The organism is Olivibacter sp. SA151, from assembly GCF_054130995.1.
In genome coordinates this window covers 3701521-3728138 of sequence record NZ_CP096391.1, presented here as the reverse complement: position 1 = coordinate 3728138, position 26618 = coordinate 3701521, and the positions used below count along the sequence as shown (strand labels likewise).

Genomic DNA, 26618 nt, shown 5'->3' with positions numbered 1-26618 from the left:
TGCGGCATGAAATATCCTGCAAACATAGAGGAAGTCCTTTTGTTAAAGCCGGATTACCTAGGTTTTATATTTTATGAGCAATCGAAACGTTATATTGCTGATCTATCACCTGAATTTTTGAGCGCTTTATCGTCGGTCAAAAAGGTAGGTGTATTTGTCAATGATTCGACCGAGCGGATAAGGGCAGCAAAAAATAATTACAACTTGCAGGCTATACAGTTACATGGAAATGAAAATCCTGCTTTTGTGAAGACTTTAAAAGATTTAAACGTGCCGATTATTAAGGCCTTCGGTATTTCGCAGGATTTTGATTGGCAACAATTGGACGCATACGAAGCTTTAGTTGATTTTTTTCTTTTCGACACGAAAAGCCAGGGATACGGAGGAACAGGACAACTTTTCGACTGGTCGCTAATCGAACAATATAAACTGGAAAAACCTTTCTTTTTGAGTGGTGGTCTTGGTCCGGAAAACATCGCGAGCGCCTTATCTTTAAACGATCCGCGCCTTTATGCCCTTGATGTAAATTCAAAATTTGAAGAAAGTCCGGGACTCAAGGATTTAACGCTACTGCGATCAATATTCTCTAGTAGCTGCTGTTAAAATGTTGCAGTACATGCACCTTAATCAGACTTGTTGTTTATTACGATGAGTGCTTCCAACAAATCCAAATTGGTTCCCCTCTACCATTGTGGACTTATTTTTATAGAGGATACAGTATAAAAAGAATGTAAATTGAAAGAATAAAATGAGTAGTTATCAGGTCAATGAAAAAGGATATTATGGGGATTTCGGGGGGGCGTACATCCCGGAAATGATGTTCCCGAATATAGAGGAGCTACGGCTTCGTTATTTGGAAATTATGAACGAAGATGGCTTCAAAAAAGAATTCGAGCAGCTGCTGAAAGATTACGTTGGAAGACCTTCTCCGCTTTATTTGGCTCAGCGGCTTTCTGAAAAATACAGTGCCAATATCTTTTTGAAGAGAGAAGATTTGAACCATACAGGTGCTCATAAAGTAAATAATACCATCGGACAGATTTTGCTGGCAAAGCGTTTAGGAAAGAAACGCATCATCGCTGAAACCGGAGCGGGTCAGCATGGTGTTGCCACCGCCACGGTATGTGCACTGATGGGAATTGAGTGCGTGGTTTATATGGGCGAAATAGATATCAATAGGCAAGCGCCTAATGTAGCCCGCATGAAAATGATGGGAGCAGAAGTCCGTCCCGCAACGTCAGGAAGTAAAACCTTGAAGGACGCTACAAATGAAGCTATGCGCGATTGGATTAATAACCCGGTAGACACGCACTATATCATTGGCTCTGTAGTAGGCCCACATCCTTATCCTGATATGGTTGCAAGATTTCAAGCGGTCATCTCTGCCGAAACTCGTAGCCAACTCTTAGAAAAAACCGGTCGGGAAACACCTGATTATGCGATTGCCTGTGTAGGTGGAGGAAGTAATGCAATGGGAATGTTCTACCATTTTTTAGACGATGAGCAGGTACAGTTGATTGCCGCAGAGGCTGCCGGGAAAGGGGTAAATAGCGGCCACTCGGCAGCAACTTCCGTGCTTGGAAAAGAAGGAGTTTTACACGGTAGTCGAACTATTTTGATGCAGACTAGTGATGGGCAAGTGATTGAACCTTACTCTATTTCCGCTGGCTTAGACTATCCGGGTATTGGTCCTCAGCATGCATTTTTACATAAAATCGGCCGTGCAAAATATGTGAGCATAACGGATGATGAAGCGATGCAAGCGGGACTCTTATTAACCAGATTAGAAGGGATTATTCCAGCCATTGAAAGTGCTCATGCTTTGGCACAGTTGGAAAAAATGTCATTTAAACCTTCGGATAATGTAGTTGTATGCCTGTCGGGTCGCGGAGATAAAGATTTGGACAATTATATGAAATATTTCAATTTTTAGATAAGCATAGAAAAAGCACTAGAATGAACAGAATAAAACAATTATTTGATAACAAGGGCGATAAAAAATTGCTTTCTATTTATTATACTGCCGGTTATCCGCATATAGATAGTACCATTGCGTTAGCTAAAATATTGGAAGCATCCGGTGTTGATTTTTTAGAGATCGGTTTCCCGTATTCTGATCCGGTGGCTGATGGTCCCGTAATTCAGCACAGTTCGGAAGAAGCTTTAAAGAATGGTATGTCACTTGATCTTTTGTTCAACCAATTAAAAGAGTTAAGGAAAGAGGTACAGATTCCGGTATTGTTAATGGGATATGTAAATCCAATGTTGCAGTATGGAGTGGAGAGGTTTTGTCGGGCTTGCGCGGAAGCGGGTGTCGATGGGGTTATTGTTCCCGATTTACCAATGTATGAATACGAAGAGCTTTATCAAGAAGTTTTTAAGAAATATAATATTAGTAATATCTTCTTGATTACACCACAAACCTCGGAAGAGCGTATTAGAAAAATCGATGAATTAAGCACGGGCTTCATCTACATGGTATCTTCATATGCCACTACAGGTAAAAATCTTGTAGTATCTGAACAAACGGCGCATTATTTTCAACGCGTCGACGCCTTGAATCTTCGCAATCCCTTGGTTGTTGGCTTTGGCATTACTGATCAGGCAAGTTTTGATCATGCATTACAGTATGCAGACGCGGCCATCGTGGGCAGTGCTTTTGTTCGTTTGCTCAGTCAAAAGGATTATTTAGAACAGATTCCTTCATTTATAGGAGGTATAAAGGGAAATGTTGCTGTATAGTCAAGCGCGGAGGTAGCAAACATCAATGAAGCGTTGTGCTTTTCAACGCTTCATTAACCGGAATACCCATAAAAACCCAATAGCTGTGATTACTGTCATTGCTCCGGTTCCCCACCACAAGGCAGTGAAACCATAAGTAGCAGCGATATGCGTTCCAATGTAAGGAGATATAATATGCGCTCCGGAAAACGCCAAAGCATTTAATCCCATATACGCTCCCTGATTATTTTTGCCACTTCTATTGGCAGTAACCGTTGCCATAAAAGGAATAGCCAAAATTTCAGATAAGCAAAGAATGAAAATGGAAAAATATAATATCCACTGGCCGGTGTGGTGATTTAAAAGCACGTAGGATACGCCGCATAATAATGTGCCAACTATAATAACGCTTGCGGTCGATAGCTTTTTTTCGGCAATATGTACTACCAGCATTTCCAGGGAAAAAACCACTAAACCGCTAAAAGCGAGTATCCGTCCAATTTGTGATTCGCTCAATTGATAGACAGAACGGTAGAATAAGGGAAGCGTATTAAGCAATTGAAAGAAACAGATTGCGTAAAGCGTGCATAGAATGCTAAATAGCATAAAAGGTGTGTCACGATAAGGTGAGCGTCGAGGAAAAGTATGCTCAATGTTATTTTCTCTTTTCTTTTGGTGGCCCTTTTTTCCTTTGAAATAAAAGAAAAACAAAATACCGGCCACTAAACAGGTGATGCCATTTCCATAAAATAGAAGATCATAAGAAACGGAAGCCAGGAAACCACCTAGGGCAGGACCAATTGAAAAACCTAAATTAATAGCCATTCTATTGAGGGAAAAGGCTTTTGTAATGTTTTCGGACTTCGCATAATGGGTAATGGATACTGAATTGGCAGGTCGGAAAGTCTCTGATATCAGACTCAATGAGAAAATTCCAAAAGCCAGTGATTCCATGGATTGTAATTGAGGCAAAATGAAAAAAAGTGGAGCGGTTAAGAATAAGCTGCACGTTTGTATCCTGAAATGCCCAAAACGATCGGTTAGCCACCCGCCAAGCCAAGAGCCACTAACCGCGCCAATACCAAAACAACTTAAAATGATTCCTGCATCTTCTATAGAGTAGTTGAGCTTGTTTGTCATATAGACACCTAAAAAAGGGAGTACCATGGCTCCACTTCTATTGATAAACATGACAAGTGCCAGCATCCAGGCCGGGCGGGATAAACCACGGTAGGCATCTAAATAAATTTGTAAGAAACGAATCATTACAATATGTATATGTTGTGATAAAAAACGCTTAAGAATATTCGGAGTTAGCCCTTTTAAGGGTTGGGAAGCGACAATGCAAACTTAATTAAAAGCAAGATGAGTTTACGAAATATTTATACTTTAATATCCAATCCTTTGAATTTTGTAAAATTGATAGAATTGGCTTAGATTCGTATTAGTCTCCCTGATCTAATCTTAAATCTTCTATCTCAATTTTCGAATCCACGTCAAGTCCACGTGAAGTCCACCTTATTTCCACCTCAGGTCCACCTGTCATTTAGTATGTATCCGCTTTCGCTTCTTGTTTTCTTGCATTTCTATATAGCCGATATAGTGTGAATATAGTATGGAACTAACATGGAGACATCGTGAGCTTACATGGGATTTTAACCGATTTTATGTAGGTTTGCAACAAACACAATAAATTATGTCACACATTAAAGACTATATTGAAGCAAACAAGCAACGATTTTTGGATGAATTGTTTGAATTGCTACGCTTTCCATCTGTTAGTGCCGATCCAAAGTATAAAAGCGATGTCTTAAAAACGGCCGATTATATTGCTGAAAAACTAAAGGTTGCCGGTGCGGACAATGTAGAAGTTTGCCCGACAGCTGGCAATCCAATTGTTTATGGGGAGAAAATTATAGACCCAACTAAACCTACTGTTCTCGTATATGGACATTATGATGTGCAACCACCGGAACCACTGGAATTGTGGCACACGCCACCGTTTGAACCTACCGTGCGCGACGGCAAAATTTTTGCCCGTGGTGCTTGTGATGATAAAGGACAAATGTATATGCATATAAAGGCTTTCGAAGTTATGCAACAAACGAGTGGACTGCCTTGTAATATCAAGTTTATGATCGAAGGAGAAGAAGAGGTAGGATCCGAAAATTTAGACGTTTTTGTTAAAGCAAATAGAGAAAAATTAGCCGCTGATGTTATCCTAATATCGGATACCGCCATGATCAGTTTGGAAACCCCATCACTCGAAACCGGCTTAAGAGGACTTTCCTATTTAGAAGTAGAAGTGGTAGGTCCCAATAGAGATCTTCATTCCGGCGTTTATGGTGGAGCTGTGGCAAATCCGGCGACCATCTTAGCAAAAATGATCGCTTCACTTCATGACGAGAATAACCATATTACCATTCCCGGGTTTTATGACGATGTCATTGAATTAAGTGCGGAAGAACGAGAAGCACTAAACCAAGCTCCTTTTAATGAAGATGAATATAAAAAAGATCTTGGAGTTGAGGAGCTATGGGGTGAAAAAGGTTATACAAGTATTGAACGCACGGGGATTCGCCCTACTTTGGAAGTTAATGGAATCTGGGGTGGTTATATCGGCGAAGGGGCAAAAACAGTTCTTCCATCAAAGGCATCAGCAAAAATTTCGATGCGACTGGTACCCAATCAGCAGTCTGCTGTTATTACGAGTTTATTTCAAAAGCATTTCGAAAGCTTAGCTCCGAAATATGTAAAAGTGAAAGTGACACCTCATCACGGTGGAGAACCGGCTGTAACACCAACAGATAGTACGGCCTACAAAGCTGCCGAAAAAGCAATTGAGGAGGCTTTTGGAAAGGCACCGATTCCATGTAGAGGTGGTGGCAGTATTCCAATTGTTGCCTTATTCGAAAAGGAATTAGGATTGAAGACGGTTTTAATGGGCTTTGGACTAGATAGTGATAATCTTCATTCACCAAATGAAAAGTATGATATCGCTAACTATTTTAAAGGTATTGAAACCATTCCTTTGTTTCATAAGTATTATGCGGAGTTAAGCAAATAATCAATTTTGATTTTGTCTAGTAAGCTGTCTGGAAGCACATGGTAAGTGGTTTTTGGACAGCTTTTTTAATAAGAGCCGATTCTGTTAGCGATCGTGCTTGAAATAGCTTAACTTTGTGCATCTTTAAGATAGCCGTTGGAACATATTTAATTATTCTAGTGAATGACTAGTAGAGAAATAAGACAAGCATTTTTAAATTTTTTTAAAAGCAAGGGACATGAAATAGTACCTTCTGCACCGATCGTAGTAAAAAATGATCCAACCCTGATGTTTACCAATGCCGGGATGAACCAGTTTAAAGAACTGTTTTTGGGTGAGGCTCCCATTAAGTATTCAAGGGTTGTAGATACGCAACGTTGTTTGAGGGTGTCGGGGAAACATAATGATTTAGAAGAGGTTGGTATCGATACGTACCATCATACTATGTTTGAAATGCTGGGCAATTGGAGCTTTGGTGATTATTTCAAAAAAGAGGCAATAGCCTGGAGTTGGGAGCTCTTAACCAATGTTTACAAAATAGATAAAGACCGATTATATGTTACTGTATTTGAAGGAGACAGTGAGGAAGGTTTACCGGAAGATACCGAAGCCTATGGTTATTGGAAAGAACATATTGATTCAACCCGTATCCTGAAGGGAAACAAAAAGGATAATTTCTGGGAAATGGGGGAGACCGGACCGTGTGGGCCCTGCTCTGAAATACATGTGGATTGTAGAAGCGACGAAGAGCGTCGGATGATTGATGGGAGCACCTTGGTCAATGCTGATCATCCGCAAGTAATTGAAATATGGAATAATGTCTTTATGCAGTTTAATCGTTTAAAAGACGGTTCCTTGCAACCTCTTCCTGCAAAGCATGTGGATACGGGTATGGGCTTTGAACGCCTGGTACGTGTATTGCAGAGCAAAACTTCCAATTATGATACGGACATCTTTCAGCCGCTTATCCAGTTAATTGCGAAAGCGGCGAAGGTACAATATGGCGAAAACGAGCAGCAGGACATTGCGATGCGCGTAATGGCTGACCATATTCGTGCCATTTCGTTTGCTATTGCAGATGGACAGCTTCCGTCTAACAACAAAGCGGGATACGTAATTAGAAGGATCTTGCGGAGAGCCGTTCGTTACGCTTATACATTTTTAAATTTCAAAGAGCCCTTCTTAAATACATTAGTGATTCCGCTGGCTCAGCAGTTTGAAGGCGTATTTGATGAACTTTACAAACAGCAGGATTTCGTACAAAAAGTTGTTTTGGAAGAAGAGTTATCTTTTTTACGAACTTTAGTGACCGGTATCCAGCGCTTTGAAAGCTATCACACTGATCAGGGACTGGTTAGTGGGGATTTCGCTTTTGAATTATATGATACTTATGGATTTCCGATCGACTTGACTGATTTGATGGCTCGGGAAAAGGGATGGAAAGTAGATATGCCGGGATTCGAAAATGCGTTAAATAAACAAAAGGAGCGCTCACGAGCTGCGACTGCGATTGATACGGGCGATTGGGTTACCGTAAATGAAGATGGAGAAACACACTTTGTAGGATATGATAACTTAGCAACCGAAACGAAGATGCTTAAATATCGCAAAGTTTCAGCTAAGGGAAAGATTCAATACCAATTGGTGTTGTCGCAAACACCATTTTATGCGGAAGGTGGCGGGCAGGTAGGAGATACCGGGATTTTAATACATGAAACATCGAAAGAAACGATTCAGATTGTTGATACGAAGAAGGAAAATGGATTGATTATCCATTTTTCTGATGAACTCCCTTCGCATCTTGAAGGTGTTTTTTTTGCGAAGGTAGCTGAAGATCGGCGTCGGGATATCCAAAGTAATCATTCAGCGACCCATCTGTTACATGCAGCACTAAAGCAAGTTTTGGGAGAACATGTAAATCAAAAAGGATCTTTAGTAAGCGAAGAGGTGCTCCGTTTTGATTTTTCCCATTTTGCTAAAGTTTCCGACGAAGAATTAAGAAGAGTTGAACAAGTTGTCAATGCAAAAATCAGAGAAAATTTAGCCTTGGATGAACGAAGGAATGTACCGTATAATGATGCCATTGATATGGGAGTGACAGCCTTATTCGGTGAGAAGTACGGTGACTTTGTACGGGTGATAATTTTCGATGAAAACTTTTCAAAAGAATTATGCGGCGGAACGCATGTCCAATATACCGGAAATATCGGCTTCTTCAAAATTCTGAGCGAGGGTGCCGTTGCCGCAGGTGTAAGACGCATTGAAGCTATTACCGGTAGACGGGCAGAAGAAATTATTGATAGACAGGATGAGTTGATCAATGAGTTGAAAAACTTACTTAAACAGCCTAAAGATCTGAGTGCCGCTATTACCGGTCTTTTACAGGAAAACAGTAAACTGAAAAAAGAGGTAGAAAAATCATTGGTGGAAAAGGCCCAACAGTTAAGGCAGGTACTTGTAGAAAAAGCAATTGACATTAATGGAGTGCGTTTTATCGGTGAGCAAGTGGAGTTACCAAATGCAGATGCTGTTAAAAATTTAGCTTTTGCTATAAAAAAGGCAATCGATAATGGTCTGTTTTTAGTATTAGCCGCTGATTTTGATGGTAAACCTAATTTAACCGTAGTATTATCGGATGATTTAGTGAACCGTGGCTTGGATGCGGGAAAAATTGTTAGGGAACTGGCAAAAGAAATAAAAGGCGGTGGTGGTGGTCAACCTTTTTATGCAACAGCAGGAGGAAAGGATTCTTCAGGTTTAACCGTTGCTCTTGAAAAAGCGAAATCTTTTGTTGGTTAAATGAATTTGAACTAAATATTTACGGATGAAGAAGATATTAGGAGCTTTAAGCATTTTTGTTTTGGCTGCTTGCAGTAATAAGGATCAGTTTGTCTTGAACGGCGAGCTTATCAATAACGATCAGGTCAAAAAAGTTTTTTTATATGAAGGAGGGGAGGTTGTAGATTCAGCTTTTTTGAATGACGATAATAAGTTTCGCTTTCGGAGAACGGCACCTATCCCGCAGTTTTACAATTTAAAAGTTGGAGAAAATAATTACTTTTTTGTTCTTTCCAACGGCGAAGAGGTGAGCTTTAAGGCCAATATCAAAGATCCGAGTGGAAATTACGAAGTTATTGGTTCCGAAATTTCTAGCAAAATAAAGGAGTTTAGTGAAATTAATACCCGTTATTCTGCCATATCCAGGGAAATAGAAGGTGAATTTCAAATGCGATTAAAAAAGGAGCCGTCAAAAGAAAAAGAGATTAGGGATGAACTGTTTGTGAAATATAAAAATAACCTGGACCAATTTTCAAAAGAGGTATTGGCCTTCGCTAATCGAAATGTTAACAATTTAGCGGGCTTCTATGCGATAAGTTCATTAGATCCCGCAGAGTACGAAGCGGAAATGATGGCCTATGCCGACACTATAAAGGATAAATTTCCTAAAAATGCTGCCGTGCGAGATTTTGTTACCCATATGGCTGAATTGAAACCGCTAATGGTGGGGCAGAAAGCGCCCGATTTTGAATTAATGGATCAAAAAGGGAAGACAGTCAAGCTGTCGGACTTCCGTGGTAAATATACCCTTGTCGATTTTTGGGCATCTTGGTGCGTGCCTTGCAGAGAGGAAAACCCCAATATTGTAAAACAATACAATACTTATAAAGATAGAAATTTTACGATATTAGGAGTGTCCTTGGATAATAATCAAGCTGCTTGGCTGAAAGCAATAAAAGATGATCAGTTAACTTGGACACATGTATCAGATTTGCAGGCGTGGAATAGTAAAGCTGCAGAATTATACAAAATTTCAAGTATTCCTGCGTCTTTTCTGCTTAATCCGGAGGGTATTATTGTTGCTAAAAATCTAAGAGGACAAAAACTGGCAGATTTTTTGGAAAAAACGCTATAATTTTAACTAGATGTCAAGCAATGGGTGATCATTAACAATTTGTTAATACTGTCTTAACTTTTATTTGCAATTAAGTACATAATTTAGGCCTAAAATTATTGAACATGAGCAGTGCTAAATACAAGATATTGGTCGTTGACGATGAGCCCGATATAGTCGAACTAATTGAATATAACTTAAAGCGTGAAGGATATTCGGTTTTTACGGCCACTAACGGACAGGAAGCTGTATCAACGGCACGGAAGATAAACCCGGATCTCATTATACTTGACATCATGATGCCGAAAATGGACGGTATTGAAGCTTGTCGGATTATGAGAAGCATGCCGGAGTTTAAAAACACTTTTATGGTATTTCTTACAGCAAGAAGTGAAGAGTATTCCGAAATTGCAGGCTTTAATGTTGGTGCTGACGACTATATCGCGAAGCCTATTAAACCAAGGGCGTTGATTAGCAGGATTAATGCAATTTTGAGAAGAAACAGCAAAGGAGAAGAGACTTTAGAAAATAAAGTTGAAATCGCCGACCTTGTAATCGATAGGGAAACCTTTTTGGTATATAAGAACGATGAGAAAATTGTTCTTGCAAAAAAAGAATTTGAATTGTTATACTTATTAGCTTCTAAACCTGGAAAAGTTTATACTAGAGAAACAATATTGAAGAGTATTTGGGAAGATTCTGTTGTGGTAACTAACAGAACCATTGATGTGCACATTCGAAAGCTGCGAGAGAAGATAGGGGATGATTATGTTTCTACCGTAAAGGGAGTTGGGTATAAATTTGATGCCTAATTCATTATATTTCTAAAGGGGGTGCTTAGCCCCTTTTCCATTTAATCTTTCTGCGGCGCCCTTTGAGATTTCGAATTTTACCTGATCCTTTCATTTTCGGGATATATAGGAAGTAAAGTCATCCGGCCTTACAAATTTTTCCTTTACCGAAAAGACGTCACCCATTTTTTGTATCTTGCAATTGTGTCAATAAAAAATCATCTTAAGGGATATCAATGATCTCAAAGAAGATAGTTGAAATTATAATTATAGTTTTGCGACATAATTGCTACCTATGGGAATCTATCGTCAGTGGCTCAATATAATTCCTCCGAACGAGCAGGACCGTTTGCGGAAGCTGTATAAGTATGATATTCTGAATACGCCGCCGGAAGACGCGTTCGATAAGATTGCGAAGTTGGCTATGGAGTTTTTTGAAGTTGCGGGCGCATTTATATCCTTTGTCGACGAAAAAACGGTATTCTTAAAATCAGATACTACAGGCCATTTTGAACGCTATACTAACCGTACTGATAGTCTTTGTTCTTGGGCGATTTTACAGGACACAGTAGCCGTGATTAATAATATAGAAGAGGCTTCGGAGATACTTGAAAATCCGGAACATTTAAAAGCGCTTGGTATCGGATTCTATGCTGCTGCGCCACTTCAGACGCCTGATGGGTATAAAATCGGCGCACTTTGTGTTAGTCATCCTACAGCTAAATATCCGTCAGAGAAGCAGTTGGAAATGTTGAAGAGTCTTGCGTCCATAGTAATGGATGAGCTGAAATTTCGTTTAGCTACACGCAATGCGGTACGGGTACAAACTGATTTAATGAACGCAGCCGTTCATGACCTTAAAAATCCGCTAACATCCATCAAGCTTTACGCGCAGTTGATTCAGCGAGAGGCAAAGGAGAATAAAGGGACGCAGGCAATGACCGAGCGAATTATCAAATCATCCGATTTTATCCTTTCGAGCTTGAACGATCTGTTAAATTTATCGCAGATAGAAGATGGCGAAATGAAGCTTAAGATAGAGCCGTGTGTGCTTGATTCATTGCTTAAAGATCTTTTGACGGATTTTGAGATTATTGCCAACCAAAAAAAACAGCGGGTAGTTTTCGAAAATACTATTCAACGGCCTGTCGCCGGTGATAAAGCACGATTACGCGAGATATTTGAAAACCTGTTAAGTAATGCTTCCAAATACGCATATGCTGATACAACGATTAATTTGATAGCTAAGGAGGTAGATAACAAGGCTTTAATTGAAATTCGAGATCAAGGGCAAGGCCTTTCTGAACAGGATATGAAGAAACTGTTCAAAAAATTTGCCCGTCTAAGTTCTGTGCCAACGGGCAAAGAAGGAAGTAATGGCTTAGGACTATCGATCGTTAAAACCTTGGTGGAACTTCATAGTGGAAAGATTTGGGCAGAAAGTCAAGGGAAGGAAAAAGGATCCTCTTTTTTCATTGCTTTACCTTTGGCGGAACTTTAAGCCTAAAGTAAATGATCGCTCTTTGACGAACATGTCGTCCTCTTTTTATACCTTTGCACTTCTATGGAAGAAAAAGCGCTTAATTTTAAATTTCCCAAGTTCAATCAGCTCATCATTTTCGAAGATGATAATCTAATCGTCGTAAATAAACCACCATTTATTGCATCGCTGGATGAAAGAGAGGGGCGAGAAATTAACATACTTCGAATGGCGAAGTCATACCATGCGGACGCGCAAGTTTGTCATCGTATCGACAAAGAAACTTCCGGTTTATTATTAATTGCTAAAAATCCTGATACCTATCGCTCTGTTTCTATCGAGTTCGAGAAGAGAAGAGTGAAAAAGATTTATCATGCTATTATTGGGGGAACTCACATCTTTGAGGACCTAAAGGTGGACCTTCCCATTCTGAATCTGGGTAATAAAAACGTTACCATTGATAAAGCGAATGGCAAATTAGCCGAAACGTGGTTTAAGTCGCTTGCTTATTTTAAGCATTATACTTTGGTGGAGTGTAGGCCAATAACGGGTCGCATGCACCAAATTAGAATTCACCTCGCTACGCAACATGCATCTATTGTAGGAGATAGCCTTTATAAAGGCAAACCCGTTTATCTCTCACAGATTAAACGGGGCTATACATTAAGTAAAGGACAAGAAGAACTCCCAATTATGAAACGATTTGCTTTACATGCTAGAGCATTGAGTTTCTCTATAAATGGAAAAGACTATAGTTTTGAGGCCCCGTATCCTAAAGATTTCGCAACTTTATTAAAACAGTTGGAGCGATTTGATAGCTAAACTGATGAGCCAGCCGTTGACAGAACACACTACCTTTCAACAATCTAAAGGAGTGAAGAATTTATAAGTCAGTGAATCAGGAAAATATTAGAATCTCGAGTTCGAAAACCTGCTAGCAACTATAAGTTCCTTGGCATCAGATTGTCGATAATCATAAAATCCAATAGTTGATTTTTTTCCCAGATGGCCCGCAGCTACCATATTGGTCAATAGCGGGCATGGCGCATATTTAGAATTTCCGAAACCTTCGTGTAATACCTTTAGAATAGCTAAACATACATCCAAACCTATAAAATCTGCTAATTGCAGTGGGCCCATTGGATGCGCCATACCGAGCTTCATAACCGTATCAATTTCCATCACACCGGCAACGCCTTCATATAGGCTGTAAATTGCTTCATTAATCATCGGCATGAGGATTCTATTGGCTATAAAACCAGGGTAGTCTTGTACAATGACAGGTGTTTTTTGAAGTTTGGCTGCCAAAGTAAAAATTGTATTGGTAACTGCTTCACTCGTACGATAACCCCTTATCACTTCAACCAGTTGCATTATTGGAACCGGATTCATAAAATGCATACCAATAACTTTATCCGGTCTTTTTGTGTTAGAAGCGAGTTGTGTAATGGAAATAGACGAAGTATTAGAAGCTAAAATGGTAGCATCAGCACATAGGTCGTCCAATTCATTAAAGAGGCGCGATTTGACAGCCTCATTTTCTGTTGCCGCTTCAATGACCAGATCCGCCTCGGCAACGGCTCCTTTTAAATCTGTAAACGTCGTTATATTATTTAAAGTAGCGATTTTTTCATTTTCAGTTAGTTTACTTTTACTAATCTGTCTATCTAAATTTCTTTGTATAATATCTATGGCTTTTGTTAAGGCCTGCTCATTTAGGTCTACAAGAGATACCGAATAGCCATGAAGAGCAAAGGTGTGCGCAATACCGTTACCCATGGTTCCTGAACCAATTACCGTTATGTTTTTCATCTGTTATATTGTTTTTTCGGTTTGATGAACAGTATTTTATTCGGTTTTCATACCACTTATTGTTTTTTGCATTTGTGCCATCATGGTGGTAAGAGTTTCTAAGCTTGGCTCTGCCGTCGGTTCTGGAAATTCTGTACTAATAAATGCTTTGGCTTTCCATATTTCTAAAATATCCGGTGTTTCTACCCAGTAAGGTTCATATACTTTGTTGTCCGAAAGCAATTTCAATCCTTTCTCTTCCTTAAATTTATGCGCTATCCTTTTATAAACAATTCCATCGGATTTCGAAATAATGACGTAAGTCTGATTGGGTTTAACATCAAACCAATCTTCAACGTACTCGCAAATAACAACCGTACCAGGTTGTAAAGGAAGCATGGAATCTCCCTTCAATTCAAATGCGCGGTAAGTTCCTTGTTTAAAGAAAGGCAATCTGAATTTTGGCAATTCACTAATATAGTCCGGATCGGCATAGCCATTTAGATAACCTGCGCTCGCTTTAACCGGTACAAGCTCAATATTTTCACGATCATCCTCATTGACTGTAATACTTAAAACACGGACACTGGATGAATCACCCTTCGGAGTAGGCTTCCATTTATCGTCAATTTTTTCATTGACAAGCTCGTCCATAGTCAACTCATAATAGGATGCGAATTTTTTTAGCAACTCGTATTTTGGTTCCGCACGATCTTCCTCATAAGCGCCAACAAGAGAACGCTTAATTTCCATTAAATCAGCGAATTGCTGTTGTGTATACCCCTTTTTTCTTCTGAGGTATTTAAGATTTGATGCGATATTGCTCATTTTTAAAATAATTTTGTTTTTACTAAAATTGTTAGTATCATTGTGCCAATAAAGTTAGTAAATAAAATTCAATTAGCGAAAAATATTAGTGTATTTTGTTATGAAGCGATTTGTATATATATTGACAGACTGTAACCGACAATATTTACATGTAGGATTAACCGATGATTTGTTTAAAACGATGACATTTTATAAGGAGCATAGGCAACTTTTTTTTGATACAGCTGCCAAGGTTTCCAGATTGGTTTATTTTGAGGAAATTGATACAGAGGAGTTAGGTATTGCTCGCTTCAATGTGTTATCTGCTTTTACGCGTTCTCAAAAAGAACGTCTTATTAGAGCAAAAAATAAAGATTGGCAGGATCTAAGCTTATGTTTAGGCATAGATAATTTAGTTGCTAATCCACAACAACCTGTTCGCTTTTCCTCGATGAGAGCTTGGTGATGATGGGTGTGCATGAAGCCAGTGTAAGGTCAAATCAATTAAAACAATTTACCATCCCGGCGCGAAGTTAAGACCAAAAGTACCAAATTTTAGATCCTTTCTGTTAAAAGGAACAGCATAATAAGGTTCTAAAACAAAGTAACCAAAGATGTTAACCCGTAAAGAGACTCCGGCACTCATAGCAGGAACTCGTTCGTAGATGTCAACAGTTGATCCATCTGGGTTAACCTGTTCGCCAATTTTATCCGGATTACTTTTGAAAGCAATCTTATCTCCGGCACTCCAAGCGAGTCCCATATCAAAAAATACATTTAAATCAGAGAATAGTAGCCCGGATTTAATGGCTGCCAGCTTTTCCGGGCCTGTAAATGGTAACCTTGCTTCTAGATTCACTACCGCTATTCTGGAACCCATCAATTGATTCACATTGTACCCTTGATAAACGTTGCCGTTATTATTGTAGAATGACGCAGATTCATAGCCCCTGATGAGAAATGGATAGCCTATATAGAGCGGATATAATTGATCCTCACCACTACCAACACGCATGTATGTGTAAGCACGCGCAGCCAGGGAGATAGGCTTAATACGGTGATACTTGCGCAGGTCAGCGGTGTAGGCGGTAAAATTAAAATCGCCGAAATACTTTTCGGCAGCTAATCTATACCGATAACCACTTAAAGGGGCAGCTACACCAAAATAAGAATTATCACCAACAAAGGCCGCATTTAGTTGCTGCAAGGTAAAAGAATTAAAATTACCGCCATAGGTTCTGCTCGCTTCTTCTTTTGATAATTTTCTTCTGTCACTGCCTAAGAAATAGAATGTATTGGGGTCATAATAATTAGAGAAGCGATCAATCCGATAGCTGTAGCGGGCTACTGCGCCCCCCAGTTCAAATCTAGTTGTTCTCGATAGGGGATAAGCGGCAAAAGCGTCTATCTGTGTTTGGAAAGTACGTATAATATCCGTATTCTCCGTAAAATAGGTGTTCCCGTTAATTTCCTCATTCCCATAGCTCATCAATCCGGACATAAAAGGAATATGAGAAATAGACCCTCCCCAACTGATTCTTCCCTTTTGATTGATATAGGCAAATTGACCGCCAAAATCATAAACCTCCCCATTAATAGCAACCCCGGCAAATAATTGATTTCGTCCTAAAATATCGGAGAAAATACCTTGGATCCCACTGGATAAGCCCGCGCCATATCTACTGCCAACGGCTACGCCGACACCACTTCCCTGTAAATAGTCTAATTGAAATTTTGGTTTGTATGGTACCGGTTTTATGAGCGACTTACCAATACGCTGAAAAATATTGTAGTTTCGAAGGTTACTATTAACTACATCTACACCCAGTGATTGAGGAGGTGGCAGTAGCGCTGCGTTAAAATTTACTTCGTTATTTGGCACCTCCTTCGCCGTAAAGTCGCTTGGTTTAGCATTGTAGATGGTATATTTTTGCGAACGGTAATATGAGTAGAGAATATCATCGTTTGCAGATACACTTAAAGCGGGTGAATATTCGGTGATTCCGCTAATTCCTGTAAAATAATCGGTAAGCTGTTCAGTTTTTCCGGACGAAAACGTGTAACGGTATAGATTCCTGAAACCATCACGGTTTGACAGAAAATAAAGTTGCTTATCATCGGCCGAGAACTGGGGGTTTAGGTTATTAGCGCCCGGAAAGACATCAATTTTCCGGATTTCTTTTGTACTTATATCGATAATGGCTAAGCCCAATGGAATATCAACTCCTTCGTAACCACTTTCTAAGCTTAAACGATCGGTACTGAAAACAATTTTTTTACCATCTCTTGAAAAACTCGGATGGTAATCGGAATACCAGTCGTTGGTAAGTTGGGTCAAGTTCTTACTTGACAAATCATATAAGTAGATATCACTATATCCGTTTTTAAGTCCCGAGAATGCCACGAGGTTTCCGTCGGGCGACCAGGTTATGTTAGCAAACTCGCCGATATCTCCCATGCTTTCTGTAGCAAGTGTTTTACCGGTCTCCACGTCGACTATCAACAATTTCGTGCGCCCTTGGCTAAACACACTAAACGCAAATTTCTTGCTGTCATGGGAAAAGGATCCTGCACTTTCTATATAACTGAACTCATCAATGTGCGAATTATTCTGTCGACTACTCAGCTTTCGTATGATTTTACCCGTTCCGGCATCCGCTAAGAATAAATCAATACTGAAGAGATCTTTTTCTGATAAGAAAGCGACGTATTTACCGTCGGGGGAAATGGTTGGGGAAACATTCATATTACCCCCGTTTTTATTATTAATGATCATTTGCCCCCTTGGTACTTGAGCCGTATCGATTAGAAGCGGTTTATAGGCATTTTCGATACTTGTACGCCATAAATTTGACAGCGTAGGTTCGTCATATCCAAAGGTGTATTTAATCGCCGCTTGATATCCATACTTAGCGGTGTTTTTGAAAAAAGGCACAATCACTGTATCCCCGTAAGTAGAACCGATGTAAGCCCAGAATGCTTGACCATAGCGGTAAGGGAAATACTTATTGCTTTCTGTTAAGTCTCTAAGGCTCGGAATATCCTTATTTAAATAAGCATCTCGCATCCACATGGCGGTAAAAGCATCCTTTTTTCCGACGGATAAATATTCGGCCATTCCTTCCACCATCCAAAGAGGAAGATTTCCTATATTTTCCAGCTTGGTTGAATCGCCTTCAATAAGGGAATGATATTGAAAGGCGTGGACCAACTCGTGCCCCAGAACATGGCGTGTCTGGTTATTGATTTGCATAATCGGCATTACTACGCGATTCTTGAGCCCTTCTGTAACACCTCCCGTACCTATACTTATTTCTCCGCCAATAGCAGTAGTTTGTTGAAAGTCCGGATGGTTATTATAAAGTATGAGGGGATTCTTCCGAAGAAATGTATCTCTAAAAACTTGCTGATGCAGTTCGTACCAAAGCTCACTTTCTTGCATGAAACGAGTTAATAGACTATCGTTTTTTAGATAAGTATAGAAATCGAAATGGGGTGATTGCTTTACTTTAAAATCCAATGCTTTATATCGCATCTTATTTTGGCCAAAATATTGTCCAAAAACGGTAGGTATGAAACAAAATGTAAAGGCTATTGCCCAAATAATTTTGTAAAATCTCTTTTTTGCCGGAATAAGGTGCTTCATATGATGCTTAGGTACAATTTGGGATACTAATTTAGCGTTTAGAATTTATTTGCGCAACTTAAACTCGGTTTCTTCTATTCATTCGGCTGTTGTTTAAGCTGTTCATTGATTCGTTGAAGCTCATCTTCACTGTGCGGTTCCAAAATCGGACTCAGAACGGAAGGGAGGCTATCTGCTCGTGTGCTGTCCGGAATCCGTATCCGCGGGCTTGGGCACTTATATTCGCGTGTAATCGCCACAGTTGGCTCGGGAAGGGGGCCATAAGTATAGCCGCTTTCCGGGTCGTGGTATAATTTTTCCATAAACTTAGCAAAGATTGGAAGGGCCGTGCGCGAACCTTCTCCGGTGGCCGAATTTCGGAAGTGTATGCTGCGTTCATCATTTCCAACCCAAACACCGGCCACTAAGTCTTTCGTGATACCCATATACCATCCATCCACATAGTCGGAAGAGGTTCCCGTTTTTCCGCCTATTTGATTACCCTTTTTCCACAGGTCCCATTCCCATAAGGCTTGCGATGTCCCTCCCGGTTCTTCCATCGTCCCGCGAAGCATATAAGTCATCAACCAAGCGATTTCTTCACTAATGACCCTTTTTGTCTTTGGTTTAAATTCTGCTAAAGAATGACCATCTTGGTCTGTGATACGCTTGACCAAAATGGGTTCTGCATGATTCCCTTTATTCAAAAAGGTAGCATAGGCGCTTACCATCTCATAAACCGTTACATCATTTGATCCCAAACTTACCGACGGCACCGATTCTAAATGGCTGGTTATGCCGCATTTGTGGGCAGTCTTTACCACATTATCCCAGCCAACTTTTTCTGTTATTTGGGCCGTTACGGAATTAATGGACCTACCCATAGCCCAGCGTAAAGACATATTGATGCCCGAAAAGGTCCAATCGGCGTTTTTCGGTTCCCATGTTTTTGCTTCACCGTTCTCAACATAATTGATTTTTACCGCCTTGTCCTGAAATTTATCGCAAGGTGACATCCCCTGTTCCAGGGCGGTTAAATAGGCAAATGGTTTAAATGTCGACCCCGCTTGGCGCTTCGCTTGATTAACATGGTCATATTTATAAAATTGATGATTAATACCACCCACCCATACTTTTATCTCCGAACTATAAGGGTCCATTACCATCATGCCGGTGTTAAGCATTTTCGCATAATGTGCAAGCGAATCCATCGTGGAATACTCAACTTCTTTCATACCGTCCCAAGTGAAAACTTTCATCAGTTTTGGTTGATTCAGGTAAAAAAGAATACTGTCTTGGTTGTGCTTGAATTTCTTGTCAAGAAAAGAGTAAATTGGAAGCCTTTTTGCCAAATTTTCCAAAAAGTTTTCAATTACTTCTCCTTTGGAATCGCGCCATGGTAGCTCTTTCCCCCAAGTATTTTCCAACCTTTTTTGTAGAACGGCCATTTGATCGTAGGCTGCTTCCTCCGCATAGCGCTGCAATCTGGAATCAATGGTTGTATAAATCTTAAGCCCATCTTCGTAAAGGTCATAACCGTTCTCATCGCACCATTTTTCGATAAACCGCTCTACCGCACCACGCAGATAAGAATCTTCCTTCCCCACTTCATCTACTGTACCCAAGCTTAGATCAATAGGTGATTGACTGTATTGTTTAAGTTGTAAAGGTGAAATGAAGCCTGCCTTTTGCATTTGAGATAGGACGATATTCCGTCTTTCTAAAGAGCGTTTGGGATTTCGTACCGGATTATAAAGAGTGGTTGCTTTGAGCATGCCTATTAAAAGGGCTGCCTGGGGCGCCGTAACATCATTGGTGTTTTGATTGAAGTATCGTTTTGCCGCCGTTTTGATACCATACGTATTATTGCCAAATGACACCGTATTTAAATACATTGTCAGGATTTCCTCTTTGCTGTAGCGACGCTCCAATTTGATAGCTGTAAACCATTCTTTTATTTTAATGATTAGCATTCGAACACCCGGAATATTACCTAATAAACCGGCCGATTGATTATAACGAGTCCGAAAGAGATTCTTTGCCAACTGCTGGGTAATGGTACTGCCTCCGCGTTTATCTCCTTGTGCAGTAGATAATAGACTGGATGCTACTGCAATAAAGTCGACACCGTTATGTTTAAAAAATCGTATATCCTCTGTGGCGACTAAAGCCTGTGTAATGCTTTTTGAAATACTATCGTAAACTACGGGGGATCGGTTTTCTTTAAAATAACGACCGATTAACTTACCATCCGCTGTATATAATTCGGAGGCTACGTGAAGCGTAGGTGCTTTAATATCTTGTGCAGTAGGGGAATAGCCGAAGAGACCTAAAAAATTTAACTCGATCGCACATAAGAAGATTATGACGAAATAGATGAAAATCAATAAGTAACGAAGAAACCTACTCTTAATTCTTCTAAACATGCGGTAAATATCTAAAATGAATAGTTAAAATAAATGTAAAAAAATGTTAAATAGCTTTTCCGGTTAGTCTGTCGAGCGTTAATACTAGACCTGTCAAGCAAATCTCTATAAAAAATCTGAAGTTTTATTGTGGCAGCGTAAACTTTATTAACATTAAAACAGATGCTAAACAGGGAATTCTTTACATCAAATTTTGTCAATTCGGACCCAATCCATGCCGGCAGCTTCTGCAGCGGCTACTCCAGGATCACCATCTTCGAAAACAATGCAGTCTTTAGGCGCCACTCCTAATTTTTCGGCGGCGGCGAGAAAAGGATCCGGAAAGGGTTTTCCATTAGGCGTTTCGCCGGCACAAACAAGCACTTCTATGTAGTCTGTCAAACCGAGTACTGATAGCGTCCGCTGTACGGTAGTGCGCGTACCTCCTGATACAACACCGATGTGTACATTGCCTGCATTTGCTTTTAAGTGCTCAGTAACGTAAGCGATAGGTTCGGTTGTATCAATGTATTTTTCGAAGAATACCGCCGTCTTTTCTTTGGAGAACGTATCCGGCAACATCACATTATAACGTCTACTGATTTCATCGGCAACAAGTCTGGTTGGCCAGCCGGCCAGTTCATCGATAATGTCGGTGTCCAAATTTATTCCATATTTAGCTGCGGCCTCTTTGTATGACAATTTATGAGCAAGCATATTGTCTGCTAAAGTTCCATCGCAATCATAAAGGAGCGCTTTATATTTACCGCTTGTTTTTTCATTAAGTATGTTTAGCTTATCGAGCGTTTCTTGATTCATCTATATAGTATTCAAAATAAATAGCGCAAAGTTGTCCTTTATTTGTTTTGTTTCCTAATGGAATTGCAAAAATGACAAAACTAGCGTTCGAAAAAGCGTTCAACCTTTGTACCTAAACCATTTGAATAGCTCTTTATAGCTTGCCTTTTTACCATACATTAAAATTCCAACGCGGTAAACCCTCGCAGCTGCATAAGTTGTTAACAAAAAGCCAATAACCAACAAGGCGATCGACAGCAATAGTTGCCAAACGGGGACGCCAAATGGAATTCTAACCAACATACCGATAGGTGAGGTGAAGGGAACCATGCTTAACCAAAAGGCCAAGGAACCATGTGGATTATTGATTAGTACGGAAAAAGAAAGCATATAGGTAAACAATAGCGGCATGATAATGGGCAGCATAAATTGTTGGGTTTCCGTTTCGCTATCTACCGCTGATCCTACCATGGCGAATAGGGCACTGTATAGCAGATAACCGCCAATGAAATAGATCAAAAAACAACCTAATACGTAAGGATAATCAATGGCTTTGATCTGTTGTACAATAGCCTCCATTTTTGACTGCCTTTCTTGATTGTTTTGCTTTACCTCACCGTTACCAACCCCATCTTGCATCTTAATGGACGTATGCATTTCGGGTTTTGAATTGATCATTACGGCAGAGGTTGCGGCCATGAAGCTTACAGAGAGAATAATCCAAAGAACAAATTGGGTAACTCCGACCAGGCCAACGCCGATAATTTTACCCATCATCAGCTGAAAAGGTTTTACTGAGGAAATAACTACTTCGATAATCCGGTTACTCTTTTCTTCTATAATGCCACGCATTACCTGATTTCCATATAAAAACAGGGATATGTAGATTAGGATTGATAAGCCAAAGCTAATTCCGATGGCCGTCCCAACATGGCTGTCCTTTTCTCCATCCACCGTAAGTTCTTTTGATTTGATGGACACAGCCGGCTTTATACCGTTTAAGGTATTTATGTCAATTCCTGCGTCAGCTAGAGCTTTCGCTCTTAGTATGTCATTTAATTTTGACTCAAGCGTGTTGATGGTACCGATACCTTTTTTTTCGGTGTCGTATAGCTCAACAGTTTGGGAGGTCGCCACACCGGCCGGGACAACCAGGAGTAGCGAGCTTGTTTCACCACGTTCCATTTTCTTTTTCAAGCTAGCAATTGATTCATCTGTGCTTAGAAATAACAGATGTTCCGTGTCTTCTAATTTGTTCGCCACAAAGCCTGACTGATCTACTACATAAACCGTTGTAATAGGTTCTCGATTGTTTAATGCGACATAAAAAATAAGCGCGTACATAGCGATAAACAAGAAGGGAACAAGGAAGGTCGTCACTAAAAATGATTTCTTTTTTACACGGCTTAAATACTCTCGTTGTATAATAAGAACTATTTTATTCATTATGCTGCTAGTTGGCGTTGATAGACGTTACTTCTTTTATAAAAATCTCATGGATGGTAGGAATGATTTCTTCTACATGTTGTATTTCAACCTGGGGGATTAGGTAGGAGAGCATATGATTGATCGTTTTTCCCTCTGCTATTTTTAGATACAGTGTGGTTGCATGATTATCCGTAAGTCGTTTTTCCACGGTAAATAGCGTATCATTTGGATCGATAACCTGCGCGCCTATATATGTTATTTTATATTTGTTTTCACGATAACTGTTTTTTATGTCAATAACCGGGCCATCCAAGATTTTTCTGGACTTATTAATGAGCGCAATATTATCGCAAAGTTCTTCTACTGATTCCATACGATGAGTAGAAAAAATAATGGTGGTGCCATTGCTATGTAGTTCCAGTATTTCTTTTTTTATAATTTCAGCATTTACCGGGTCGAAACCGGAAAAAGGTTCATCCAAAATCAGTAGCTCCGGTTGATGAAGTACCGTTGCAACAAATTGTACCTTTTGTTGCATTCCTTTGCTTAGGTCTTCCACTTTCTTACTCCACCAAGACTGCATTTCCATCTTCTCGAACCAATGTTTGATTCGTTTTTTCGCCTCTTCTTTTGACAAACCTTTCAGTTGAGCCAAGTAAAGCAATTGATCACCGATCTGCATTTTTTTATAGAGCCCGCGTTCTTCCGGTAAATAACCTATCTTGCTAATGTGTTCCGGTTGGAGCACATCACCATTGAACATTATATATCCACTATCAGGAGCGGTAATCTGTGTGATAATTCGAATAAGAGAAGTTTTTCCTGCACCGTTCGGACCGAGTAATCCAAAGATGGTGCCCTTTTCAATATGCATGGACACGTCATCTAAGGCTCGATGCTCCGCATATTGCTTTACGATGTTGTTGATTGACAGCATGAGCATTTTATCTTGTACCGTTTAGATAGGCGAGGTGCTTATTTGTTACAACATATGATATATAAAAAAAGGGATGTGCTTTGCACATCCCTTTTGGTTTCGCTGCGTAAAAGTTTAGAAATAAAATTGTACTCCTAATTGAGGTGCAAAGAAATCACTAGCTAAACCAAAAGAATTGGTAATTTGCTTAGATCCGGTCGCCTCATCTTTAATCCTGTCATTACCGTAGTAAAGACCACGTACACTTAATTCAATACCTACATTTTTATGTGGAAAGAATGCTAAACCGGGAGAAAGCTGTGCTCCGAAACTAGTTGTGCTAGACACTTTTGTGCCATCTACTTTTGTGCTTCCAAAAGCCATGGGAACAGAAAGTTGACCAAAGAATTTGAACATTTCATTTCCTTTATAGGCACGAGCAAAAGGTGCGACTACAAAAGCTCCTTGCTTAACTTTCAAATCCACATCATTTGCACCGTCAGTGTAGTACTGACCATAGCGATAACCGACACCGGTACCAATTGCGAAATTATCGCTGATAAAGTATCCTACATTAGGAACAATGTTGAAACTCTGGTTTGAATGGTCCGTGCCATTCACTTTGTTGTAATTATAACCAACAGATCCTCCTAGGAAGAGTTTACCTTTTTCAGTTTGTGCGTTGGCTGTAAAAGCTAGTGCTACAGCGGCAGTTAGAGTTAAAAATAATTTTTTCATGTTTAATATAAATTTGTTAACGTTATAGTCAGTGCTTCGACTGACTTTCACCGTGCATTAGTCAACTTATGTGCCAAATATGACGTAGAGCTTGTATAAAGTTGTATAAGCAACCAATCTTAAACTTCTATGACAATTAAACGAAAGTGCAATTTTATTTGCTTTTTTGAATAATTATATAACTTACTCGTTTACTGATCGTATGTTTTTTAAATGACAAAATCGATTATGCGGTATAAACTGACTATTTGTCTATTTTTGTCAACATTGACAATGACAGTATAGAGATTGGCAGGCATAAGTTAAAATAGGTGGTTACCAAGAAGCAAAAAAAAACGCCGAACCATTGCGTTCGGCGTTTTTTTATTTTATGCTAACATCTTATTCGAAGAATTCTTTTACACGTTCGAAAAAGCTTTTTTCATTTTTCCCGGGTTGGGGCTTGAAATTCGGCGATTCTCTTAATTTTTCTAATTGCTCTCTCTCTGTTTGGGAAAGCGCTTTTGGCGTCCACACATTTACGTATATTAGCTGATCCCCTTTGTGATAAGAATTTACCTCCGGAATGCCTTTGCCTTTTAGACGAAGAATTTTACCTCCCTGCGTGCCAGGATCTATTTTTATTTTCGCTTTACCGTCGATAGTTGGTACTTCTATACTGGCGCCAAGCGCGGCATCTACGAAACTTATATAAAGATCATATATAACATTATTTCCGTCACGTTTCAAAATCTCATGCGGAATTTCCTCTATCAATATGATGAGATCGCCCGGTACACCTCCGCGAGGAGCGGCATTTCCTTTACCGCTCATCGATAACTGCATGCCTTCGCTTACACCTGCAGGGATATTGATGCTGATGGTTTCTTCTCCACGTACCAATCCTTCGCCGTGGCAGGTAGTACACTTAGCTGTGATCTCAACTCCTTCACCGTTACAGGTAGGGCAAGTACTTGTTGTTTGCATTTGCCCCAAAATGGTGTTAGTCACCCGTCTTACACTCCCCGTACCGCCGCATGTGCGGCAAGTAGAAGTTGAAGACCTATCTTTAGCACCGCTGCCATCGCAAGTTTTACAAACAACTTGCTTGTTTACCTTGATTTTCTTCTCAACGCCTTTTGCGATTTCCTCCAAGGTAAGCTTTACCTTTATGCGAAGATTCGTTCCTTTTACAGCTCGCCTTCCTCCGCGTGATTGCCCCCCTCCAAAGAAACTTTCAAAGGGGTTGCCTCCTCCAAAGATATCCCCAAAATTACTGAAGATATCTTCCATATTCATACCTCCTCCATAACCGCCGCTCGCACTGTTCCCGGCATGACCAAAACGATCATAGCGTTGACGTTTCTCCGGATTACTTAACACTTCATAGGCCTCGGCAGCTTCTTTAAATTTCTCTTCCGCTTCCTTGTTGTTTGGGTTTTTATCAGGGTGATATTTTATTGCCAGTTTTCTATAAGCTGATTTTATTTCAGCTTGTTCTGCATTTTTTGATACACCTAATACGTCGTAATAATCTCTCTTTGCCATCTTTATAATGATTCGCTACCTACTACTACTTTGGCGTAGCGCAGAACTTTATCGTTAAGGAAATAACCTTTCTCTACCTCATCGATTATCTTTCCAACCAGCTCGGGTGTTGGGGCAGGAATTCGCGTTATTGCTTCATGTAGATCAGCATTAAATTCTTGTCCAACTGACTCCATTTCTTTTAATCCTTTTCTGTTAAGGATAGACTTAAGCTTTTGATAAACGAGTTCGACACCTTCTTTTACAGAAGGGATGTCCTGCGCATTTTCCATTGATTTACGTGCACGCTCGAAATCGTCCAATACCGTCAATAAGTCGCCGATAACTTCTTTACCCGCTGTTTGCAATAGCTCCACTCGCTCCTTGGAGGTCCGGCGCTTATAATTATCAAACTCTGCGTACAAACGAAGATATTTATTGTTGGCTTCTGTCAATTCTTGCTGAAGTTTTTCCTCTTGCTCCACTTCTACATCCGCTTCGGCCTCTTCTACATCATCGTTAAGACCTGCTTTCGTATGTTGGCGCGCTTCATTCACTGATTCCAACTCTTCCGCGATATCCTTGTTCTCGAGATTTTGATTTTCCTCAATATTTTCCTTTTTGCGTTGTTCTTCCATAATTCTAAAAAGCAGTTCAAAAATATTTTTTTCAGC

General features: G+C 39.9%; 21 protein-coding genes. 10 read left to right on the top strand and 11 right to left on the bottom strand.

Annotated elements, in window-relative coordinates:
• The first annotated feature begins 6 nt into the window (after positions 1 to 6).
• The 3 genes from M1D52_RS15455 (at position 7) to trpA (ending at position 2742) form a co-directional block, all read left to right on the top strand.
• A complete protein-coding gene (locus tag M1D52_RS15455) occupies positions 7 to 603 on the top strand; it encodes a phosphoribosylanthranilate isomerase (RefSeq protein WP_437392926.1) in 597 nt (198 codons plus the stop codon).
• Between the two features lie 145 nt (positions 604 to 748).
• A complete protein-coding gene (gene trpB, locus M1D52_RS15450) occupies positions 749 to 1933 on the top strand; it encodes a tryptophan synthase subunit beta (protein WP_130857402.1) in 1185 nt (394 codons plus the stop codon).
• A 23-nt stretch (positions 1934 to 1956) separates the two neighbouring features.
• Positions 1957 to 2742 (top strand): tryptophan synthase subunit alpha, encoded by a 786-nt coding sequence (gene trpA / locus M1D52_RS15445; protein WP_013666366.1) that lies wholly within the window; start codon positions 1957 to 1959, stop codon positions 2740 to 2742.
• Between the two features lie 42 nt (positions 2743 to 2784).
• On the opposite strand, the gene M1D52_RS15440 is transcribed toward trpA, so the two are convergent.
• A complete protein-coding gene (locus tag M1D52_RS15440) occupies positions 2785 to 3987 on the bottom strand; it encodes an MFS transporter (RefSeq protein ID WP_130857403.1) in 1203 nt (400 codons plus the stop codon).
• A gap of 430 nt (positions 3988 to 4417) precedes the next feature.
• Between M1D52_RS15440 and M1D52_RS15435 the strand changes: the two genes are divergently transcribed.
• The 6 genes from M1D52_RS15435 to M1D52_RS15410 all read left to right on the top strand — a co-directional run bounded on the left by M1D52_RS15435 (position 4418) and on the right by M1D52_RS15410 (position 12752).
• A complete protein-coding gene (locus M1D52_RS15435; RefSeq protein ID WP_437392925.1) occupies positions 4418 to 5788 on the top strand; it encodes a dipeptidase in 1371 nt (456 codons plus the stop codon).
• A gap of 162 nt (positions 5789 to 5950) precedes the next feature.
• Positions 5951 to 8566, top strand: a complete 2616-nt coding sequence (alaS, locus tag M1D52_RS15430; RefSeq protein ID WP_437392924.1) for an alanine--tRNA ligase — start codon at positions 5951 to 5953, stop codon at positions 8564 to 8566.
• A gap of 25 nt (positions 8567 to 8591) precedes the next feature.
• Entirely contained in the window at positions 8592 to 9680 is a 1089-nt protein-coding gene (locus M1D52_RS15425) for a peroxiredoxin family protein (protein ID WP_013666370.1), read from the top strand.
• Between the two features lie 104 nt (positions 9681 to 9784).
• Entirely contained in the window at positions 9785 to 10471 is a 687-nt protein-coding gene (locus tag M1D52_RS15420) for a response regulator transcription factor (protein WP_013666371.1), read from the top strand.
• A 274-nt stretch (positions 10472 to 10745) separates the two neighbouring features.
• Positions 10746 to 11951: a GAF domain-containing sensor histidine kinase gene (locus M1D52_RS15415; RefSeq protein WP_130857406.1), complete on the top strand. Its 1206-nt coding sequence runs from the start codon at positions 10746 to 10748 to the stop codon at positions 11949 to 11951.
• 63 nt (positions 11952 to 12014) lie between these two features.
• Positions 12015 to 12752, top strand: coding sequence for an RluA family pseudouridine synthase (locus tag M1D52_RS15410; protein ID WP_013666373.1), 738 nt, complete (start codon positions 12015 to 12017; stop codon positions 12750 to 12752).
• A gap of 87 nt (positions 12753 to 12839) precedes the next feature.
• On the opposite strand, the gene M1D52_RS15405 is transcribed toward M1D52_RS15410, so the two are convergent.
• Together M1D52_RS15405 and M1D52_RS15400 are read right to left on the bottom strand one after the other, a co-directional pair.
• Positions 12840 to 13742, bottom strand: coding sequence for a 3-hydroxyacyl-CoA dehydrogenase family protein (locus M1D52_RS15405; RefSeq protein WP_013666374.1), 903 nt, complete (start codon positions 13740 to 13742; stop codon positions 12840 to 12842).
• A 36-nt stretch (positions 13743 to 13778) separates the two neighbouring features.
• Positions 13779 to 14549, bottom strand: a complete 771-nt coding sequence (locus M1D52_RS15400) for an XRE family transcriptional regulator (RefSeq protein ID WP_437392923.1) — start codon at positions 14547 to 14549, stop codon at positions 13779 to 13781.
• Between the two features lie 100 nt (positions 14550 to 14649).
• Here M1D52_RS15400 and M1D52_RS15395 point away from each other — a divergent pair, with 100 nt between their 5' ends.
• The gene (locus M1D52_RS15395) at positions 14650 to 14994 is read left to right on the top strand and encodes a GIY-YIG nuclease family protein (protein WP_013666376.1); all 345 of its coding nucleotides are present in this window, start codon (positions 14650 to 14652) and stop codon (positions 14992 to 14994) included.
• 48 nt (positions 14995 to 15042) lie between these two features.
• On the opposite strand, the gene M1D52_RS15390 is transcribed toward M1D52_RS15395, so the two are convergent.
• From M1D52_RS15390 to M1D52_RS15355, 8 genes are all read right to left on the bottom strand, one after another.
• Complete coding sequence (locus M1D52_RS15390) at positions 15043 to 18063, bottom strand: basic secretory protein-like protein (protein ID WP_437392922.1); 3021 nt, start codon at positions 18061 to 18063, stop codon at positions 15043 to 15045.
• A 185-nt stretch (positions 18064 to 18248) separates the two neighbouring features.
• A complete protein-coding gene (locus M1D52_RS15385) occupies positions 18249 to 20579 on the bottom strand; it encodes a transglycosylase domain-containing protein (RefSeq protein WP_437392921.1) in 2331 nt (776 codons plus the stop codon).
• 186 nt (positions 20580 to 20765) lie between these two features.
• Positions 20766 to 21377 (bottom strand): HAD family hydrolase, encoded by a 612-nt coding sequence (locus M1D52_RS15380; RefSeq protein ID WP_013666379.1) that lies wholly within the window; start codon positions 21375 to 21377, stop codon positions 20766 to 20768.
• Between the two features lie 99 nt (positions 21378 to 21476).
• A complete protein-coding gene (locus M1D52_RS15375) occupies positions 21477 to 22802 on the bottom strand; it encodes an ABC transporter permease (RefSeq protein WP_437392920.1) in 1326 nt (441 codons plus the stop codon).
• Positions 22803 to 22809: 7 nt separating this feature from the next.
• Positions 22810 to 23721: an ABC transporter ATP-binding protein gene (locus M1D52_RS15370; RefSeq protein WP_289552950.1), complete on the bottom strand. Its 912-nt coding sequence runs from the start codon at positions 23719 to 23721 to the stop codon at positions 22810 to 22812.
• A gap of 114 nt (positions 23722 to 23835) precedes the next feature.
• Positions 23836 to 24438, bottom strand: coding sequence for an acyloxyacyl hydrolase (locus M1D52_RS15365; RefSeq protein WP_130857413.1), 603 nt, complete (start codon positions 24436 to 24438; stop codon positions 23836 to 23838).
• Positions 24439 to 24819: 381 nt separating this feature from the next.
• On the bottom strand, positions 24820 to 25965 hold the full coding sequence (gene dnaJ, locus M1D52_RS15360; protein ID WP_013666383.1) for a molecular chaperone DnaJ: 1146 nt from the start codon (positions 25963 to 25965) through the stop codon (positions 24820 to 24822).
• Positions 25966 to 25967: 2 nt separating this feature from the next.
• Positions 25968 to 26582 (bottom strand): nucleotide exchange factor GrpE, encoded by a 615-nt coding sequence (locus M1D52_RS15355; RefSeq protein WP_013666384.1) that lies wholly within the window; start codon positions 26580 to 26582, stop codon positions 25968 to 25970.
• Positions 26583 to 26618 lie beyond the last annotated feature (36 nt).